Here is an 18,460-nt window from a genome sequence, read left to right as displayed (position 1 = left end):
ATGACCACCATTATTACAGCTGTCGTGCTGCTCACCATTTTGGCGCTGGTGTTTGGCGTCCTGCTCGGTTATGCAGCACAGAAATTCAAAGTCGAAGGTAATCCTATTGTTGATCAACTGGAAGCGGCGCTCCCCCAGAGCCAATGCGGCCAGTGTGGTTATCCCGGCTGTCGCCCTTATGCCGAAGCCATTGCCAATGGCGAAAAAATTAACCGTTGCCCACCGGGTGGCACCGCCACCATGGAAAAGTTAGCTGAGCTCATGGGCGTTGACCCTGAGCCGGTCGCCGAAGGTGAACAAAGCAACATTAAGAAAGTTGCCCATATCCGTGAGCAGGAATGTATTGGCTGCACTAAATGCATTCAGGCCTGCCCGGTCGATGCCATTATTGGCTCAGGCAAAATGATGCACACAGTGATCAGTGCAGATTGTACTGGCTGCGATCTGTGTGTAGAACCCTGCCCTGTTGATTGTATTGATATGGTGCCGGTGGCCACCGACATCAAAAACTGGGATTGGAAACTCAATACCATTCCGGTCAGATTTGTGGAAGAGGACAAGCTGTGCTGACATTACTGGAACAATTGGATAACGGCGTACTGTGGCGTATTCCGGGCGGCATCCATCCACCAGAGCAAAAGTGCCTCTCCAATACCTCGGCTATCGCGCAATTACCGCTGGATAATGAATATTGGGTGCCCGTACCGCAAATCGGCGAGCAAGCTGCTGCGGCCGTACAAATTGGCGATCACGTACTAAAAGGCCAGCCACTGACCCGGGGCGTCAGTCCTCAACATCTGCCCGTACATGCTCCCACCTCAGGGACAGTCACTGCCATTGCCCCTATGGCCAGTAACCATGCTTCTGGCCTGCCTGTGCTAACGTGTGTCATCAAGGCCGATGGCCAAGACACTTGGCTGCCACTGCAAGCGGCGAATCCTACCGAGTTAAGCGACAGTGAGATTGTTGCCCGGGTTCATGCTGCTGGCGTAGCCGGTATGGGCGGCGCTGCATTTCCAACCCATATTAAACTGTCCCCCACCAGTGAAATTGATCTGGTCATCATCAACGGCGTCGAGTGCGAACCTTACATCACCTCAGATGACCGCCTGATGCGGGAGCACAGCAATCGCATCATCAGCGGCATTGAAATTATTCATCGCCTACTGTCGCCACAGCGCATTGTCATTGCGGTGGAAGATAATAAACCTGAAGCGGCTGCAGCATTGGGTGATGCCCTGCGCAACAGTGCTCTGCCCGATGGTATCGCTCGGGTTACCGTTATTCCGACTAAATACCCATCCGGCGGCGAAAAACAACTTATTCAAATTATTACCGGTAAAGAAGTGCCCTCCGGCGCTATTCCGGCGCAGCTAGGTATTCTGGTACACAATGTCGGTACTTGTGCGGCCATCAGTGATGCAGTCTATTTGGGCAAGCCCTTAATCGAACGGGTAGTTACCGTCACAGGTGAAAATGTGCAGCGCCCGGGTAATTATCTACTGCCCATTGGTAGCCGTATTGATCATGTGCTGCAACAGTGTGGCTTTACCCCAGATCCTGAGCAAAAAGTGATTATCGGTGGCCCCATGATGGGGCATACCCTGCCACAACTCCAAGTTCCCGTATTAAAAGGCACCAACTGCATTTTAGTGCCATCCCGCCATGAGATGGCTTTAGCGCCAAAAGAGCAAGCCTGTATCCGCTGCTCAGAATGCGCCCAAGCATGTCCGGCTAATTTGCTGCCACAACAACTTTACTGGCACGCCAAATCCGGTGATTACGAGAAAGCGGCAGGTTATAACCTACGAGACTGTATCGAATGCGGCTGCTGCAGCTATGTCTGCCCCAGTGATATTCCGTTGGTAGAATATTTCCGGGTAGCCAAATCCGCACTGCGCCACGATGCCGAAGAGAAATTAAAATCTGAGCGCGCCAAACAGCGCTTTGAGGCCAAACAACAGCGTATTGAAGCGGAAAAACAGGCACGGGAAGCCAAAGCTAAACAGGCAGCAGCCCGTCGTCAGGCCAGTATGGGCAGCGCAGAAAAAGATGCTATCGCTGAAGCCATGGCGCGTATTCAGGCGAAAAAAGCCGCAGCTGCAGCAGGCACGACACCGCAATCTTCAACCGTTAATGCACCGGAGGCATCAGCCAATAGCGCGGCTAATGCTCAAGATAAGGTTGCTGCCGCCATTGCCAGAGCCAAAGCAAAAAAAGCGGCACAGGCAGGAGCTGCAACGCCCGTCTCTAGCGCAGACAATGCAGCGACATCACAACAGGACAAAGTGGCCGCCGCCATTGCCCGTGCCAAAGCGAAAAAAGCCGCTCAGTCAGCCTCAACGCCGACATCAAATGTCACAGCTCCACAGGGTGACGTCAGCCAGCAAGATAAAATTGCTGCCGCCGTAGCAAGGGCAAAAGCCAAAAAAGCTGCCGCTAAAGCCGCATTAAATGCAGCAGCGGATAATGCAACCGATAACGTCAGCGCTGATAGCGAGGCAGGTAATAACGTAGCCAGTCAGACCGCCGCCGCGCAAGCGACGACATTGTCTGCCGAAGAGCAAAAAAAGGCTCGCATTGCTGCCGCCGTTGCGAAAGCCAAAGCGAAAAAAGCTACCGCAGCCAATGCTGAAACCGCGGAATCTATCACTGATATTCCGGCAGCAGCGCCAACAGATATAGCATCGACCAACTTGGCAGAAACTGAGACTTCAGCGCCGAATGCCGCAACTGCGGCGGCTGATAACAGTCAAGCTACCGAGATGTCAGCAGAGGCAGCAAAAAAAGCTCGCATTGCCGCAGCCGTTGCTAAAGCCAAGGCGAAAAAAGCCGCCGCAGCCAGTGCTGAAGCCACGCAATCCATCACTGATATTCCGGCAGCAGTGCAAGCAGATATAGCATCGACCGATTTGGCAGAAACTGAGACTTCTGCGCCGAGTACTGCAACTGCTGATAGCAGCCAAGCTATCGAGATATCACCAGAGGCAGCAAAAAAAGCTCGTATTGCTGCCGCCGTAGCGAAAGCCAAGGCGAAAAAAGCAGCCGCAGCCAGTGCTGAAACCACGCAATCCATCGCTGATATTCCGGCCTCAGGCTTGGCAGAAACTGAGACTTCAGCGCCGAATACCGCAACTGCGGCGACTGATAACAGTCAAGCTACCGAGATAACACCGGAAGCGGCAAAAAAGGCCCGTATTGCTGCCGCCGTAGCCAAAGCTAAGGCGAAAAAAGCCGCTCAGCTTCAACAAGATAAGGAATAACCCTGATGGCGTTTAAAATAACTTCATCACCCCATGTGACCAACAGTAATCAAACGGCCAAAGTGATGCGCCGGGTCATTCTCTGCGTTTTGCCGGGGCTGATTGCCCAATGTTACTTTTTTGGCTGGGGCAGTTTAATCCAGGTACTCTTGGCAGTGGCTACCGCCCTGCTGGCGGAAGCTGGGGTAATGAAACTGCGTAAACGCAGCGTCAAAACAGCACTGGGCGATTACAGTGCCATCCTCACGGCCTTACTGCTGGGGATCGCGATTCCTCCGCTAGCGCCTTGGTGGTTGGTGATCATCGGTACCTTATTTGCCATTGTGGTGGTAAAACACCTCTATGGTGGACTGGGCAATAACCTGTTTAATCCCGCAATGGCCGCATACGTTCTGCTACTGATTGCTTATCCAGTGCAAATGACATCTTGGGTTGCCCCGGCTACCGTAGCGCAGCACTCACCAGAGTTTGTGATGAGCCTGAAACAGATTTTCCAGCCCGGCAGTTGGGATACCAGCTATTTCCGGCTCGGTATTGATGGCACTACCATGGCCACACCGCTCGATACCATGAAAACCAGCTTGACCATGGGATTGACCACCACAGAAATTCTGAATAAGTCCATCTTCACCGGTGGGGTTGGTGTTGGCTGGTTTTGGGTCAACTTAGCCTATTTGCTTGGCGGGTTGGTGTTACTTAAACTCAAAGCAATCCGCTGGCAGATCAGCGCCGGGCTGCTTGGCGCACTGTTTATCTGCTCAGGTATCGGCTTTTTAATGAACCCAGATACCCATGCCTCCCCACTGCTGCATCTGTTTTCCGGTGCCACTATGCTAGCCGCCTTCTTTATCGCCACAGATCCGGTTACCGCTGCAACCAGTAACCGGGGCAGACTGCTATTTGGTGCACTTATCGGGGTACTGATGTATGTGATCCGCAGTTTCGGCGGCTACCCTGATGCCGTTGCCTTTGCCGTGCTGCTGGCAAACCTGTGTGCCCCATTTATTGACTATTATGTCCGTCCCCGCACGTATGGCCACCGGGCCAGTCACTGAGGGAGAGAGCTAGAATGCAAAAATCCATGATCCGCAACGGGCTGGTGCTGGCCATCTTCGCCCTGATCTGCACAGCCCTAGTGGCAGTTGTTAACCATGTTACTGCCAGCAAAATTAAACAGCAGGAACAGGCACAATTACTCCAAATTCTGCACCAGATTATTCCTGACAATATCCACGATAATCTGCTGACCAATAACTGCATTATGCTGCACAATAAAGCGGCACTGGGTACAGATGATGCCATGCCTGCTTATATCGCCACCCACAAGGGTGAGCCTGTAGCCATTGCCATGGAAACCATTGCCCCCGATGGTTATAGCGGTGCGATTAAATTGATTGTCGGCATTAATGCCCAAGGCGAGGTTCTTGGGGTGCGGACGCTGGCTCAAAATGAAACCCCCGGCCTTGGCGATAAAATCGAGCTGAAAAAATCCAACTGGGTGCTGGGCTTTAACCATAAAACCATCAATGGTGATCATGATAAACGCTGGAATGTGAAGAAAGACGGCGGTGAGTTTGATCAATTTACCGGTGCAACTATCACCCCAAGAGCGTATGTCAAAGCCGTGCGTAAGACCTTGTTGTACTTTAAACACAACAAGCAGCAAATTTTCGCCCAGCAACTGAACTGTGGAGCAAAGCATGAGTAACTACCGCGAAATTGCCTATCAGGGGCTGTGGAAGAGTAACCCGGGGCTGGCCCAATTACTCGGGTTGTGCCCACTCTTGGCTGTCACCACCACGGTGACCAATGCCATGGGACTTGGCGTTGCCACCATGCTGGTATTAATTTGCTCTAACGTGCTCATTTCATTGGTAAGAAATCTGGTACCGAAAGAGATCCGTATCCCAGTCTTTGTCATGATTATTGCCGCACTGGTTACCACGGTACAGCTGCTAGTTAATGCGTATGCCTATGGTTTGTATCTGTCGCTAGGTATCTTTTTGCCATTGATTGTGACCAACTGCGTCATTATCGGTCGGGCAGAAGCCTTTGCCTCACGCAATAATCCCCTCAAGTCCGCATTTGACGGCCTGATGATGGGGCTGGGCTTTACCCTAGTGCTGTGCGTTCTGGGGGCTATTCGGGAAGTTATCAGTCAAGGCACCCTCTTTAGCGGGGCAGATCAACTGCTCGGCAGTTGGGCTTCTGCGCTAACTCTGCATGTATGGCAGGTTAACACCCCGTTTTTGCTGGCTATGCTGCCACCTGGTGCCTTCTTGGGGATGGGGCTGTTGATTGCCCTGAAAAATATCATTGATAAAAGAATTCAGCAAAAACAGCCAACACCTTCCGAAACAGTCACTCGGGCAAGAATAACTAAGGTAAATTAATGAACGCTGACAAACGACGCCAAATATTGGAGCGGCTAAGGGCGAATAATCCCCATCCGCAGACGGAATTGCATTTTTCCTCTCCGTTTGAGCTACTGGTCGCAGTGGCCTTATCTGCTCAGGCGACGGATGTCAGTGTCAATAAAGCCACGGATAAGCTGTTCCCGGTAGCCAATACCCCCCAGGCCATTTATGACCTGGGAGTTGAGGGGCTTAAACCCTATATCAAAACCATCGGGCTGTATAACTCCAAAGCGGAAAATATCATTAAAGCCTGCCGTATGCTGCTGGATCTGCATCATGGTGAAGTGCCGGAAAACCGCGAAGCGCTGGAAGCCCTGCCTGGTGTCGGGCGAAAAACGGCTAATGTGGTCCTCAATACCGCATTCGGTTGGCCCACCATCGCCGTGGATACCCATATCTTTCGGGTATCCAACCGCACTAAATTTGCCGTAGGCAAAGATGTGGTGGCCGTGGAGCAAAAGCTGGAAAAAGTAGTACCTGCCGAATTTAAAGTGGATGTGCATCACTGGCTGATCTTACATGGTCGCTACACTTGCGTGGCTAGAAAACCCCGTTGTGGCAGCTGTATCATTGAAGATCTTTGTGAGTACTCTCCACCAAAAGAAAACGTAAAGAAAAAGAAGAAATAAATACGTTTAAATCCATGAAGACTCTTAAATGAGTCTTTTTTTGGCTTTACAAAATCACCATTCGAAACTATGTTAGATTTATGTGTTGACTTTTAGCTTTAAAACTGCACCAACGCGAACCCCTGTGTTAATTAGGATTTGCATGATGAGTTGGTTTCTTAATTTGCTGGATTTAAATGGGTTCGCAGGTGAACTCTCTTTGATGATTTCAAGCAAATAAAAGAACTTATCTGAAGGTATTACCGACTCAAATGCATCCTTAACGATGGTGTTATTTTTACGTGTGCCGCCAATAAACGTGTTGATGTATAACTTAAACTTATTGAATTGGTCATCCACTCTGGCTTGAGTATTAGTTGGCTCTTGATCATAGTGGTGGCAAACGAACAAGTATTCGATATAAGCCCTCAGTCGAATTAAGCGCTGACGTAATGTGTGTGCGGAAACTTGTGGTTGGCTATGTGAAGTTGCATGGATCGCATCTCTTATGCGCTTGTCAGAAATTGCTACAACATTACTTTCATCAATAGTGCCTTCATCAGCATAAAGCTTGCATGTTCTAACAAAATCATCGACCTCCTGCCTTGAAAGAAACTCACCAGAGCTGACACGCTCAACAAGATCGATATCTTGCTCGATAAAATAACAGTATAAAAATTTTAGTTCGTAGGCATATTTTTTTAGTGTATGAAAAGCTGGGGCTTGAGAGCTTGCTTTATTCTTTCCTGCCGAAAGTGGGGAGTTATGGTTTCCGTTAAGATAAGCGTTAAGGTACAAGCAAGCGGGAAACACGCCTGATCTAATAATGAGGGGAAAGCTGTACCCACTGGTATCTTTATAGATTTTTACTGCAACATTTTTACTTAATTCATTCATTACAAAATCACAAGCCAGTTACCGCGCATTCAACCCCGAAGTGCACCACTCGCTTCATTAAGCTGCTTTTCGTAATTCATCGAATACTACAGCAGGCTGTTTGAAACGGTAGTCCCCCTAAAAATAACAGCAGCCAAAAGTAGAATTTTCTCGTAAGGTAAACGCAGGAGATTCGACATGAAAACATCGCGATACACGGACAGTCAGATAATCAACATCCTCAAGCAAGCTGAAGCAGGAGCACCCGTTCCAGAGCTTTGTCGTGAGCATGGCATGAGCAGTGCGACCTTTTACAAATAGCGGGCAAAATACAGTGGGATGGATGCGTCACTCATGGCGCGTATGAAAGAACTTGAAGACGAAAACCGACGGCTCAAGAAAATGTATGCTGAAGAACGTCTCAAAGCCGAAATTATTCAGGAAGCCATGGCAAAAAAGTGGTGAAGCCCAGTGAGCGACGCGTGCTTGCTCAGCAGTCTGTGGCGGCTTCAGACATCAGTATTCGAATGGCATGTCGCATTTTCAGCGTCAGTGAGACTTGCTACCGCTACCAATCAGTCCTGCGAGACGAAAATGCAGACATTGCCAATTGGCTTATTCAGCTGACGACAGATGAAAATGACTGGGGCTTTGGTCTGTGCTTTGATTACCTGCGCAATGTGAAGGACAAAACATGGAACCACAAACGTGTGTATCGTATTTATTGCGAGCTAGCGTTAAACCTGCGTATTCGTCCTAAACGACGGCTAAAACGCCATGCTCCAGAGCCGTTAAAAGAACCCGTGCGGCCGAATCAAGTATGGTCCGTCGATTTCATGCATGACCAGTTGGCTGATGGTCGCAGCTACCGTTTATTTAATGTGATTGATGATTATCATCGTGAAGGCTTGGCGATTGAAGCGGGACTGTCACTGCCAGCACTAAGGGTTATCCGAACTCTTAATCAACTCTTGGAACAACGCCCTAAACCTTCCATTATCCGTTGTGATAATGGGCCTGAATTCATTAGCGGTGAGTTTGTTAATTGGGCCAAGCAACATAACATTCGGATTGAATATATTCAGCCAGGTAAACCTCAGCAGAACGCCTATATCGAGCGACACAACAAAACGATTCGATACAGTTGGGTGAGCAAGCATCTATTCGATTCAATTGAGGAGGTACAAGACTATGCGACAAAGTGGCTATGGTTTTACAATCATGAACGACCACACAAAGCCAATAACGGCAGGCCACCACTGATGGCTGCTTAATCTCTACTTTTAATGGCGGTTAAAAAAGGGAGGACTACCAAACCAAGGCACTTTCTCGGACGTGAGTTAAGTGCTCGTTCGATGTCAGCAATTTGCTTATCCGTTACCGTGCGTAAATCAGTTCCCTTGCGGATATACTGCCGCAACAGACCATTGAAATTCTCATTCAACCCACGTTCCCATGATGAGTATGGGTTGGCGAAATAGATATCTACCTTCAGTGCTTGTGCAACCTTTTGATGGTCACAGAACTCGCTGCCATTGTCCGCTGTGATAGTGTGAACGTGACTACGATACCGCCAAAGCATGCCTATCATGGCTCGGCTCACATCGGCTGCGCTTTTGGCGGGCACTTTACGGATTAGATACAGTTTGCTTTTGCGTTCAACCAAACTGACTATGGCGCCAGTGCCTTGTTTTCCCAATACCGTATCGGCTTCCCAATCACCTAATCGTGCTTTTTCGTCGACAACTGCCGGCCGGTGTTCAATACCTATGCGATTTGGAATGATAACCCGTTTCGCACGACAGCCTTTGCGGTATTTACGATGACGCGGCTCAGCGCTTTATAGAGCTTTCCGCCACGCTGCTTGTCCTGCTGAACAAAGCCATAAATCCATGCATGACTGACAGGGTAACCGATAAGTTGACCTACGCCCGCGATTTGTTCTGGACTCCACTTTTGCTTCAGTCCGAACTCAACGAAAGTGACGGTCGTTACAGACACTCGATTTTTGGCAGCCTGGCAGCGGCGCTTAACTGTCTTGGCCTGTGCAACTTCAGGCAAATAATGATTGTCACGAATACGGTTACGACGAACCTCGCTACTCACCGTGCTGTGGCTCACTTTTAAGCGTTTGCCGATTGCTCGATAGCTGAAGCCCTCGCGAAGGTAGGCTTCGATCTGGTATCGTTGCCCTTCGATCAACTGCTTGTAACTCATGGTAATGACTTCTATTTGTTTGGCGACGATAGAGTACCACCTACAGGCAGTTGATCTCTTCTTACCGTTTAACCATGAGTGGTGCACTTATTATCTGAATTCAAGCTTGCTAAAGTTTCGCGTTATTTGTTTATCTCCCGGCAAGCCTATCGCTTCAGTTTCAACCGCTCATAAATAATTGAAAACTTCTTCTTCCGAGCCTTCATCTTTCAAAAGTTCATATAATTTGGGTAAATAGCCATCATATTCTCCCATTTCTTCTGAATAAGAATACACACCAATATGATCCCATTCTTTATGAATAGCGACTCGAAGCTGGTTATAAAAATCTAAATCTACTTTTACTTTCATCACTTAATCCCAGTAATTATCGTCATATTTAGTTTTTAGATAACCATAAAAAAGGAAGACCTGAGTCTTCCTTTTCGATCAAACCAACACATCATTGATTATTGGTGACGCAGCGCTTCAATACGCTTTTCCAGCGGCGGGTGACTCATCATTAACTCAGCAATAGAGCGCTTACCGTTAATCCCGAACGCTGACATGCTAGCAGGCATACTGCCAGCTTCTGGTCCCATACGCAGGCGTTCCAGTGCTGCAATCATCTTTTCTTTACCGGCCAGACGTGCACCGCCTTCATCGGCGCGGTATTCACGAATACGAGAGAAATAAGCCACCACAAAGGAAGCCAGAATACCGAAGATAATATCCAGTACAAATACCACGGCCATATAAGCAATAGTGCCTAACCCTTCACCGTCTTCATCATTACTGGAGACAAAAGTATTAATTGCCTGAGCAACCAGTCGAGCAGCAAAAATCACGAAGGTATTAACTACACCTTGGATTAACGTTAGGGTCACCATATCACCGTTGGCAACGTGGCTCACTTCGTGCGCCAGTACAGCTTCCACTTCATCTGGGCTCATGCCGTACAACAGACCGGTACTCACTGCCACCAAAGAGTTATTTTTACTTGGGCCAGTGGCAAAAGCATTCATTTCGGGTGAGTCATATACAGCCACTTCTGGCATGGCAATGCCAGCCTGTTGCGCCTGACGGGCAACAGTATCTACTAGCCAGCGTTCCTGACCATTTTGTGGCACATCAATAACCTGACAGCCCATGGCGCGTTTGGCCATCCATTTGGACATAAACAGGGAGATAAAAGAGCCGGAGAATCCGAAGATCGCAGCAAAGACCAGCAGTCCACCCATAGACTTGGTGTTCACCCCCAACAGGCTCATTACAATTGATGCCACCAACAGCACAGCAAGGTTAGTGATGATCAATAAAAAAATACGTGTCATTCGCGCTCCTGATAAGGATAAAAATAAAAATAAGATAGGTATTGCGACATTATCTATGCCAACGCCTTATTTTCAAGGTCAGAAAGCAAAACACTTTGTCTGCTTATTATTATGCGGCAGTCTAGGCAGACTTGCTTAAGTCAAAATTAAAACCAACCCACTTTTAGCTCAAATGGACAATCTCTACCCCAAACGGGCAAAATTTGTTAACGTCTAGCTCCTTACATATTGTTTTGGAAGCTGTAATGACTATTAATGCCCTGATGCTCAGTGCCTCAAGAGAAGGCAATACTCCCTACCTGCAGCATGCCCTGCCCTTAATTGCGCCCCTAACGCAACGTGCCAAAAAATGGGTCTTTATTCCTTATGCTGGCGTCAGCCTGAGTTACGATGATTATCTGCACCGCGTCGCGGAAGCCTTAACGCCACTCACGCTGGATCTGCGCAGCATTCACAATTATGACGATGCAAAAACAGCCATTCGCGATGCCGAAGGCATTATTGTCGGGGGCGGCAATACATTTATGTTACTGAGTAAGCTGTACCAATATGATTTACTCGGCCTTATCCGGGAGTCTGTATTAGAAGGTAAGCCTTATATTGGTTGGAGTGCTGGCGCCAATATTACTGGCCAAAGTATCCGTACCACCAATGATATGCCCATTATTGCGCCACCAGCCTTTGAGGCTCTGGGGTTATTGCCTTTCCAGATTAACCCCCACTATATCAACCAAGTGCAAAGTGGCCACAATGGTGAAACCCGAGCCCAACGGCTGAAAGAGTTTACCTGTGTTGACCCCGCTATGCCCGTCATCGGAATTCAGGAAGGTTCTGCACTATGGCGACAAGATAACAAGCTAACACTGCTTGGCGATAAAGAAGCCTATCTGTTCTGCGGCGCCCAACAGGAAATGCCGATCCCACCAGGCAGTGATTTAAGCCATATGCTGACACCACAAAAATAACAACCTTTTTTAGGGCGCTCTGACAGGAGCGCCCTTGCCCATTTTATTTGCCGTTATGGCGCAACAAATGAGGTAACGTCAGATATTCACTGGCAACATCTACTTGAGGCGAGGCTAAATGGGGGATCACCCCTAAACAGGGGGCAGACATCAATTCAGTTAATTCAGCCAGATTTTCTGCGACATACTGCATCTCACCATCAACCTGATTAGCTACCCAACCGGTAATTTGCAACCCATCAGCCAAAATTGCTTCCTGGGTCAGCACTGCATGGTTCAAGCAACCAAGCTTCATCCCCACCACCAAGATCACCGGTAACTGCAGAGTCTGAACCAACTCAGGCATCATACGCTGGTTACCTAATGGTAAGCGCCAGCCTCCCGCACCTTCAATCAAAGTAAAATCTGTCTCTTGATAACGCGGTATATCCAGCGCGGCGTGAAGCGCTTCTGGACTGATATCCACCCCCTCCTGCGCAGCCACAATATGTGGAGCAATCGCTGGCGTAAAACTGAAGGGATTAACCTGTCGATAATCCAGTTGAACACTCGACTGAGCCTGCAAAGCCAGTGCATCACTATTACGTAGCCCCTCGGCAGTCTGCTCACAACCGGATGCAACAGGCTTAATACCCAAGGTCTGCCAAGGCGAGTCATCCTGATGTCGCAGCTGAGATGCTAGATGCAGCAACGCTGATGACACTAACGTTTTACCACTGTCGGTATCAGTACCAGTCACAAAATAAATCATGGATTATTCCTATTTAAACGCAGTTATTTTGCCCACTTACGGTGACATTACTTCTGGCAGCAAAAGGTCAATACTTGGTAATCAAGTGGCAATCCAGCATCAGTGCGTAATGTTTCTGCCCGCCGCTGTAATTGGTGTAAAAAGCCTCGCCCTTTTAACCCAGCCGCTGTCGTCGCCACAGTGTGACCGTCATTATTTGAATTGCTTTTCTCATCAGTAACCTGCCCAACTGCAGCTTCCCGTGGCCCTGGAGCAGAAGCGCCTATCCCTTTAAGAGACTGCAGCAACGCCGTTAATTGCGCAAAGTGCACAGTGACTGTCTGTTGCTGTATTTGACTTTGCTGCCAAGGCAAGCTGTTTATCTGCGCATCAATGTCATTTGCCGTCGCAAAGGCGTTACACCTTAGCCCCAGATACTCAAGTTGAGGCAAACTGCCTGCGGTGATCAGCGACACATAACAATGGCCACCGGGCTGTAATACCCGATAAATCTCCGCTAATGCCTGGGGAAAATCACTACACCACTGTAGAGCGAGGTTGGAATACACAGTCTGGATACTGTTATCAGCTAATGGCAACGCCATCGCATCAGCACATAAAGCGGTATAGTCCGGAAAATTGCAGCCAAGTTTCAGCAGCATACCTACGGCAATATCCACAGCAATAACCTGCTGCGCAGCGGGAAAGGCCGTACCCGGCCCAGCACCAATATCCAGAACGATACCGGATAAATCAGCATTGGATTGCAACATGCTCGCAGTGCGCAGCTGCAAGACATTGTGTTTGGCATATACATCAGCCGCCTGAGAAAACTGCCGAGCAATACGCCGCTGCAGCGCCGATTGATTATCGCTATCGGCCTGTTTTGCTTGCTGAGTATGGCAAGGTTGCGTTAAAACCTGATTGACCTGCGGGTCAGCAGGGAGAGTCTGTCGCTTATTCTTCATCGGTTACCGCTGATAAGCCTATAAATTGTTTTTACTGTTAATGACAAATTGGATTAGCGGTGAGCTGCCAACGCCTGTTGTAGCGCCGTAATAAAGGCATCTATCTGAGCTTGGCTGTGACCCGCATTGAGTGTGATACGTAGTCTGGCACTGCCACGGGGAACCGTGGGGGGGCGAATCGCCCCGACAGCAAACCCCGCGCCACGCAATTGCTGCGCAATGGCCAAGGTACGGTGGCTGTCGCCGATAATCACGGGCTGAATCGCCGTTACCGATGCAGTAAGCGCTATGCCAACATGGGCACAACGCTGGCGAAAATAGGTAATATTCTCTGCCAGTTGCTGACAAAGGCGGTGATCTTGCATTAAGGTCAACGCGGCCAAAGCGGTCGCGGCAGCCAAAGGAGACAAGGCAGTGGAATAGATATAATGGCGGCAGTTTGCCACCATAAAATCAATCAATGCCTGACTTCCCAGTAAAGCGGCCCCTTGGCAGCCCATAGCCTTACCAAATGTAATTAGCTGTATATCCGCATAGCGGGCATCACAGGGCTGTGAGCCGATGTCAGGAAACGTGACGGGAGTGCCAAAACCGTGGGCATCATCGACAATCAGCCAAGCGCCTTGCTGATCTGCAATCTGTCGCAGTGCCATCAGCGGTGCACAATCACCATCCATACTAAAAACACTTTCAGTGATCAGTGCCAGCGGCCGATGCTTCGCAGCTAACCTGGTCGCGCTGTCCGCATCATTGTGCAAAAAACGGCGCAACGTGACGCCGGCATCTTTCGCGCCATCGATCACAGAGGCATGAATTAATTTATCACTCAGTACCGTATCGCCCGGCTGAAACAGGGTTTTTAACAGCGCCTGATTGGCACTGAAACCAGAGCAAAACAGTAATGCGGCTTCATGGCCGGTGTGCTGACACAGCGCCTGCTCCAACGCAAGATGTTCACTCTGATAGCCACTGACCAGTGCAGATGCGCCACTGCCGCACCCCACGCCGCGTTGCAAAGCCTGCATCGCGGCATCGGCCAATGCGGGAGACGAAGCCAAGGCCAGATAATCATTGGCGGCAAAGTTAACCGGAGCGCGATATACCGTCCGCTGACGCAGTAAGCCCTGTTCTTGCAGTTGGGCCATTCGCTCAGCCATTCGCTGCTGCAGTACATCAGGTGCAGCAGCGTCATCTTGAATAGGCAACATCTTATCTGTCATTACAGTGCTGCGGCATCATAAAACAGGTTATCGGCTTTATCTCGACGCGCCGCAGCCTGCTCCAACAGGGTTTCGTCCTGCTCCAATTGCGCCGCGCTCCCTTGCTCAGGCTTCAGCCCCAGTTTGGCAAACAACTGCATATCGGTATTCTCTTCCGGATTAGGCGTCGTCAGCAGCTTACAGCCATAAAAAATTGAATTTGCGCCAGCAAAAAAACACATAGCCTGCATTTCATCTGACATGCTTTCTCGCCCAGCGGATAAGCGTACCCGGGATTTCGGCATCACAATACGGGCAACCGCGATAGTGCGAACAAACTCCAGCGGATCTAAATCGTCTTGAGTTGCCAGCGGGGTACCGGCCACTTTAACCAGCATATTGATGGGCACAGAATCTGGGTGTTTTTCCATATTGGCCAACTGCTGGATCAAGCCGGCGCGATCGGTTTGCTGCTCCCCCATACCAACAATACCCCCGGAGCAAACTTTCATCCCTGCTGCGCGAACATTGGACAAGGTATCGAGTCGGTCCTGATAGGTGCGCGTAGTAATAATATCGCCATAAAACTCCGGAGAGGTATCGAGATTATGGTTGTAATAATCAAGCCCGGCCTCAGCCAACTCTCCAGCCTGCTGCGGGCTAAGCATCCCCAGCGTCATGCAAGTTTCCATTCCCAATGCTTTGACTTCCCGCACCATCTGGGTCAGATAAGGCATATCTTTCGCTTTTGGGTTACGCCAAGCAGCTCCCATACAAAAACGACTGGCCCCGGCGGCCTTGGCACTGCGCGCTTCCGTCAGCACCAGCTCCATTTCCATCAGACGCTCTTTCTCCAGTCCAGTATCATAACGGGCACTTTGTGGGCAATATTTACAATCTTCTGGGCAGGCCCCGGTTTTAATCGACAGCAGGCGGCTTATCTGCACTTCATTGGGATCAAAACTCTGGCGATGGATGGTCTGGGCTTGGAACAATAAATCATTCATCGGCAGGGCAAACAGCGCTTCAATTTCTTCCCGGCGCCAATCATGACGCACTTCAATTTGTAACATGACAATACTTTCCTGACTGTTATATACCAAAAATTTTCTGCCGCGAGCGGCCTGCTATCACGATTTGCTGACACCATAACGACATCTGAAATATCATAATGCCGTTGGCAGACATCAGCTTATCTCTGGCTTGGTATGCTGGTTTTTATCTTGGCTAGCATAACGGCAGGCCGTAAACTGTCAACGTGAGTCAAGGTTAATGGTTGACTAATGGTGAAATAATGAACAGCAACTATATCGATTTTGAGTTTGACCGTCAGCATATCTGGCACCCCTACACCTCAATGACCGAGGCATTACCCGTCTTTGGTGTAAGCAGTGCCAGTGGCTGTGAACTGACCCTGAATGATGGGCGGGTACTGATTGACGGCACCAGCTCTTGGTGGGCATGTGTCCATGGCTACAGTCAGCCAAAGATCCTGCAGGCGATGGAAAAGCAGCTGCAGCAAGTCAGTCATGTTATGTTCGGCGGCATCACCCACAGACCCGCTGTAGAGCTGGCCCGTAAACTGGTCGAGATGACCTGTCCACGACTGACCAAGGTGTTTTTTGCCGACTCCGGTTCAGTAGCAGTGGAAGTGGCGATGAAAATGGCTCTGCAATATTGGCAAGGGCGACAGCAACCGGGTAAACAACAGATACTGACCATTAAACATGGTTATCACGGTGATACCTTTGCCGCTATGAGTGTCTGCGATCCCGAAGGCGGCATGCATACTATGTTTGGTGATGCGGTTACCCCCAGGTTGTTTGCCCCAGCACCACACTATGGATTTACCCAGCCATTAACTGACAGTGAGCGGGATAAAATCACCCAAATATTTGCTGAGCATCACCAGCAACTGGCCGCCATTATTCTCGAGCCGATTATGCAAGGCGCCGGGGCGATGAACTTTTACCCACCGGCATATCTGCAGTTAATCCGGCAACTGTGCGATCAGTTTGATGTGTTGCTGATCGCCGATGAAATCGCCACCGGCTTTGGGCGCACAGGTAAATTATTTGCCTGTGAGCATGCCGAGGTTGAGCCGGATATTATGTGTCTGGGCAAAGCGCTCACCGGCGGCCATATCAGCTTGGCCGCAACCCTGTGCAGTGATGAGGTAGCTAATGGCATCAGCGCATCACCAGCCGGCGTCTTTATGCATGGCCCCACGTTTATGGGGAACCCATTGGCTTGCGCCGCAGCCAATGCCAGCCTGTCACTGCTGGCAGACACTGACTGGCAAGCTCAGGTAGATGCTATTGAGGCGCATCTACAGCAACATCTGGCACCCGCAAGGAAGCTTGCTGCCGTCAAAGATGTCCGAGTATTAGGCGCTGTTGGCGTGATAGAACTGCATCAGGCCGTCAATACCGCCAAATTGCAGCAGGCATTTGTCGAACTTGGCGTTTGGATCCGCCCATTTGGCCATGTGATTTACATTATGCCGCCTTATATAATCAGTCAGACACAACTGACAACCCTTACTGATGCCATGCTCAAGGTAACCGAGATGCTTTCTATCGCGCCAATGGCCCCTGGGAGTTTCTGTCACGGCTAAGATAGTTTGGTCCAGTCCCTGTCGCCCATCTCCGGATAACCCAGATGGGCATTTATGACATGTCGCTTAAACCTGCTCAACCAACCGCACTGGCAAAATAAACATGGAAAGAGGCATAAAATATCACTAGCCACAACACTATACTGGCGGGTGACAATGGAAAAGATGGTTTGTTCACCACTTACTATAAGTTGACAAGCAGCTGATTCCACTTTCTTTTCTGAAGGCGTATAGTGAGTTAAGCTTCTTTTTGAGCTCGATGCGGAGTTTTTCTGTGGCGGGCATTATCGAATCAATTTATGTATTTGATGGAGATACATCTATGAGTGAACTTGCAGTGCTAGCACAGCCTGGTGTGCTATCCAATCCAACCTCCCATGTCGAATATCTGACTTTCTGCCTCAAAGCAGACAGTGACTGTGCCGACGATATCGGTGATGCACTCGGCGATCTGGGCGGTATTGAAAAATCCATCAATCAAAAAGATCTGGATGCCAATTTATCTGTCTCCATCGGCTTTTCTGCTCACGCTTGGCCAATATTATTCCCGACACAGCCCGTACCAATGGAGCTACACACCTTCCCAGAAATGCGTAATGGTGATCGGCTATTCCCTTCGACTGCCGGTGATATCTTTGTCATGATCAAATCTGAGCGCATGGATTTGAACTTTCAAGCGGCCAAATACATTCGCGGTGCCTTTTTAGAGTTTGCCGAGTTAACTGAAGATATCCAAGGCTATAAATACTTAGATAACCGTGACATGATTGATTTTGTTGACGGTACTGAAAACCCTAAGGGCGATGAGCGTACTGAAGCTGTATTGGTTAACAATGATATTGAACTGCACCAAGGCGGCAGTTACCTGCACGTACAACGTTATGTTGACCGTCAAGGATTATGGGATCAACAAACCACGATTTATCAGGAACAAGTTGTTGGCCGTACCAAAATGGACAACATTGAACTGAGCGATGATGTTAAACCGGCTTGGGCCCACAATGCCAAAAGTAAAGTGGAAATTGATGGCGAAGAAATTAAGATGCTGCGTCAAAACCGTCCATATGGTAATGCCATGGAACACGGCACCATGTTTGTGGGTTTTGCCGCCACACCTTCTGTGATTGAAACGTCTATGGGGCAGATGATTACCGCCGATGAAAATGGCCACTATGACAGACTGCTGGACTTTGTCGAAGCCAAAACCGGTTGTTTGTTCTTTATGCCATCACAAGCGTTCTTAGATCAGTTTGATGATGAATAATCACCAAGCCAAACCGCTTTAAA

General features: G+C 49.3%; 16 protein-coding genes and 2 pseudogenes. 10 read left to right on the top strand and 8 right to left on the bottom strand.

Translation table 11 applies throughout. The annotated features are described in order from the left end of the window. From rsxB to nth, 6 genes are read left to right on the top strand one after another with little or no spacing between them, the layout of a single operon-like run. Positions 1-570, top strand: coding sequence for an electron transport complex subunit RsxB (rsxB, locus tag NFHSH190041_RS07485; protein ID WP_261924624.1), 570 nt, complete (start codon positions 1-3; stop codon positions 568-570). Then, complete coding sequence (rsxC, locus tag NFHSH190041_RS07480) at positions 564-3,263, top strand: electron transport complex subunit RsxC (protein ID WP_261924623.1); 2,700 nt, start codon at positions 564-566, stop codon at positions 3,261-3,263. Before rsxB ends, rsxC begins: the two co-directional genes overlap by 7 nt. Before the next feature lie 5 nt (positions 3,264-3,268). Further along, positions 3,269-4,318, top strand: coding sequence for an electron transport complex subunit RsxD (rsxD, locus tag NFHSH190041_RS07475; protein WP_261924622.1), 1,050 nt, complete (start codon positions 3,269-3,271; stop codon positions 4,316-4,318). A 14-nt stretch (positions 4,319-4,332) separates the two neighbouring features. Further along, positions 4,333-4,971: an electron transport complex subunit RsxG gene (rsxG, locus tag NFHSH190041_RS07470; RefSeq protein WP_261924621.1), complete on the top strand. Its 639-nt coding sequence runs from the start codon at positions 4,333-4,335 to the stop codon at positions 4,969-4,971. After that, positions 4,964-5,656 (top strand): electron transport complex subunit E, encoded by a 693-nt coding sequence (locus NFHSH190041_RS07465; RefSeq protein WP_261924620.1) that lies wholly within the window; start codon positions 4,964-4,966, stop codon positions 5,654-5,656. The genes rsxG and NFHSH190041_RS07465 overlap by 8 nt, the downstream gene beginning before the upstream one ends. Continuing rightward, positions 5,656-6,309 carry an endonuclease III gene (gene nth / locus NFHSH190041_RS07460; protein WP_261924619.1) on the top strand — a complete coding sequence of 218 codons (654 nt, stop codon included), beginning with the start codon at positions 5,656-5,658 and terminating at the stop codon, positions 6,307-6,309. The genes NFHSH190041_RS07465 and nth overlap by 1 nt, the downstream gene beginning before the upstream one ends. 78 nt (positions 6,310-6,387) lie before the next feature. On the opposite strand, the gene NFHSH190041_RS07455 is transcribed toward nth, so the two are convergent. After that, a complete protein-coding gene (locus NFHSH190041_RS07455; protein WP_261924618.1) occupies positions 6,388-7,185 on the bottom strand; it encodes a hypothetical protein in 798 nt (265 codons plus the stop codon). A 177-nt stretch (positions 7,186-7,362) separates the two neighbouring features. Here NFHSH190041_RS07455 and NFHSH190041_RS07450 point away from each other — a divergent pair. Beyond that, positions 7,363-8,438, top strand: a pseudogene (locus NFHSH190041_RS07450) (IS3 family transposase). Here NFHSH190041_RS07450 and NFHSH190041_RS07445 read toward each other — a convergent pair. The 3 genes and pseudogenes from NFHSH190041_RS07445 to htpX all read right to left on the bottom strand — a co-directional run bounded on the left by NFHSH190041_RS07445 (position 8,435) and on the right by htpX (position 10,694). Continuing rightward, positions 8,435-9,381: pseudogene (locus NFHSH190041_RS07445) on the bottom strand (IS30 family transposase). The pseudogenes NFHSH190041_RS07450 and NFHSH190041_RS07445 overlap by 4 nt on opposite strands. Before the next feature lie 168 nt (positions 9,382-9,549). Then, on the bottom strand, positions 9,550-9,732 hold the full coding sequence (locus NFHSH190041_RS07440; RefSeq protein WP_261924617.1) for a hypothetical protein: 183 nt from the start codon (positions 9,730-9,732) through the stop codon (positions 9,550-9,552). A gap of 98 nt (positions 9,733-9,830) precedes the next feature. Continuing rightward, positions 9,831-10,694 carry a protease HtpX gene (gene htpX, locus NFHSH190041_RS07435; protein WP_261924616.1) on the bottom strand — a complete coding sequence of 288 codons (864 nt, stop codon included), beginning with the start codon at positions 10,692-10,694 and terminating at the stop codon, positions 9,831-9,833. A gap of 245 nt (positions 10,695-10,939) precedes the next feature. Between htpX and pepE the strand changes: the two genes are divergently transcribed. After that, entirely contained in the window at positions 10,940-11,659 is a 720-nt protein-coding gene (gene pepE / locus NFHSH190041_RS07430; RefSeq protein WP_261924615.1) for a dipeptidase PepE, read from the top strand. A 43-nt stretch (positions 11,660-11,702) separates the two neighbouring features. Here pepE and bioD read toward each other — a convergent pair whose 3' ends face one another. From bioD to bioB, 4 genes are read right to left on the bottom strand one after another with little or no spacing between them, the layout of a single operon-like run. Continuing rightward, complete coding sequence (gene bioD / locus NFHSH190041_RS07425) at positions 11,703-12,407, bottom strand: dethiobiotin synthase (protein WP_261925077.1); 705 nt, start codon at positions 12,405-12,407, stop codon at positions 11,703-11,705. 50 nt (positions 12,408-12,457) lie between these two features. After that, positions 12,458-13,357 carry a methyltransferase domain-containing protein gene (locus tag NFHSH190041_RS07420; RefSeq protein WP_261924614.1) on the bottom strand — a complete coding sequence of 300 codons (900 nt, stop codon included), beginning with the start codon at positions 13,355-13,357 and terminating at the stop codon, positions 12,458-12,460. A 53-nt stretch (positions 13,358-13,410) separates the two neighbouring features. Beyond that, positions 13,411-14,577 carry an aminotransferase class I/II-fold pyridoxal phosphate-dependent enzyme gene (locus NFHSH190041_RS07415; protein ID WP_261924613.1) on the bottom strand — a complete coding sequence of 389 codons (1,167 nt, stop codon included), beginning with the start codon at positions 14,575-14,577 and terminating at the stop codon, positions 13,411-13,413. Continuing rightward, the gene (bioB, locus tag NFHSH190041_RS07410; protein WP_261924612.1) at positions 14,577-15,629 is read right to left on the bottom strand and encodes a biotin synthase BioB; all 1,053 of its coding nucleotides are present in this window, start codon (positions 15,627-15,629) and stop codon (positions 14,577-14,579) included. Before bioB ends, NFHSH190041_RS07415 begins: the two co-directional genes overlap by 1 nt. 221 nt (positions 15,630-15,850) lie before the next feature. Between bioB and bioA the strand changes: the two genes are divergently transcribed. Both bioA and NFHSH190041_RS07400 read left to right on the top strand, forming a co-directional pair. Further along, positions 15,851-17,173, top strand: coding sequence for an adenosylmethionine--8-amino-7-oxononanoate transaminase (gene bioA, locus NFHSH190041_RS07405; RefSeq protein WP_261924611.1), 1,323 nt, complete (start codon positions 15,851-15,853; stop codon positions 17,171-17,173). Positions 17,174-17,495: 322 nt separating this feature from the next. Next, positions 17,496-18,437 carry a Dyp-type peroxidase gene (locus NFHSH190041_RS07400; RefSeq protein ID WP_261924610.1) on the top strand — a complete coding sequence of 314 codons (942 nt, stop codon included), beginning with the start codon at positions 17,496-17,498 and terminating at the stop codon, positions 18,435-18,437. The last annotated feature ends 23 nt before the right edge of the window (positions 18,438-18,460 follow it).

The organism is Shewanella sp. NFH-SH190041 (genome assembly GCF_024363255.1).
Classification (GTDB): Bacteria; Pseudomonadota; Gammaproteobacteria; order Enterobacterales; family Shewanellaceae; genus Shewanella.
The sequence above is the reverse complement of the archived record's forward strand: the minus strand, read 5'-3'. Positions and strand labels throughout refer to the sequence as shown.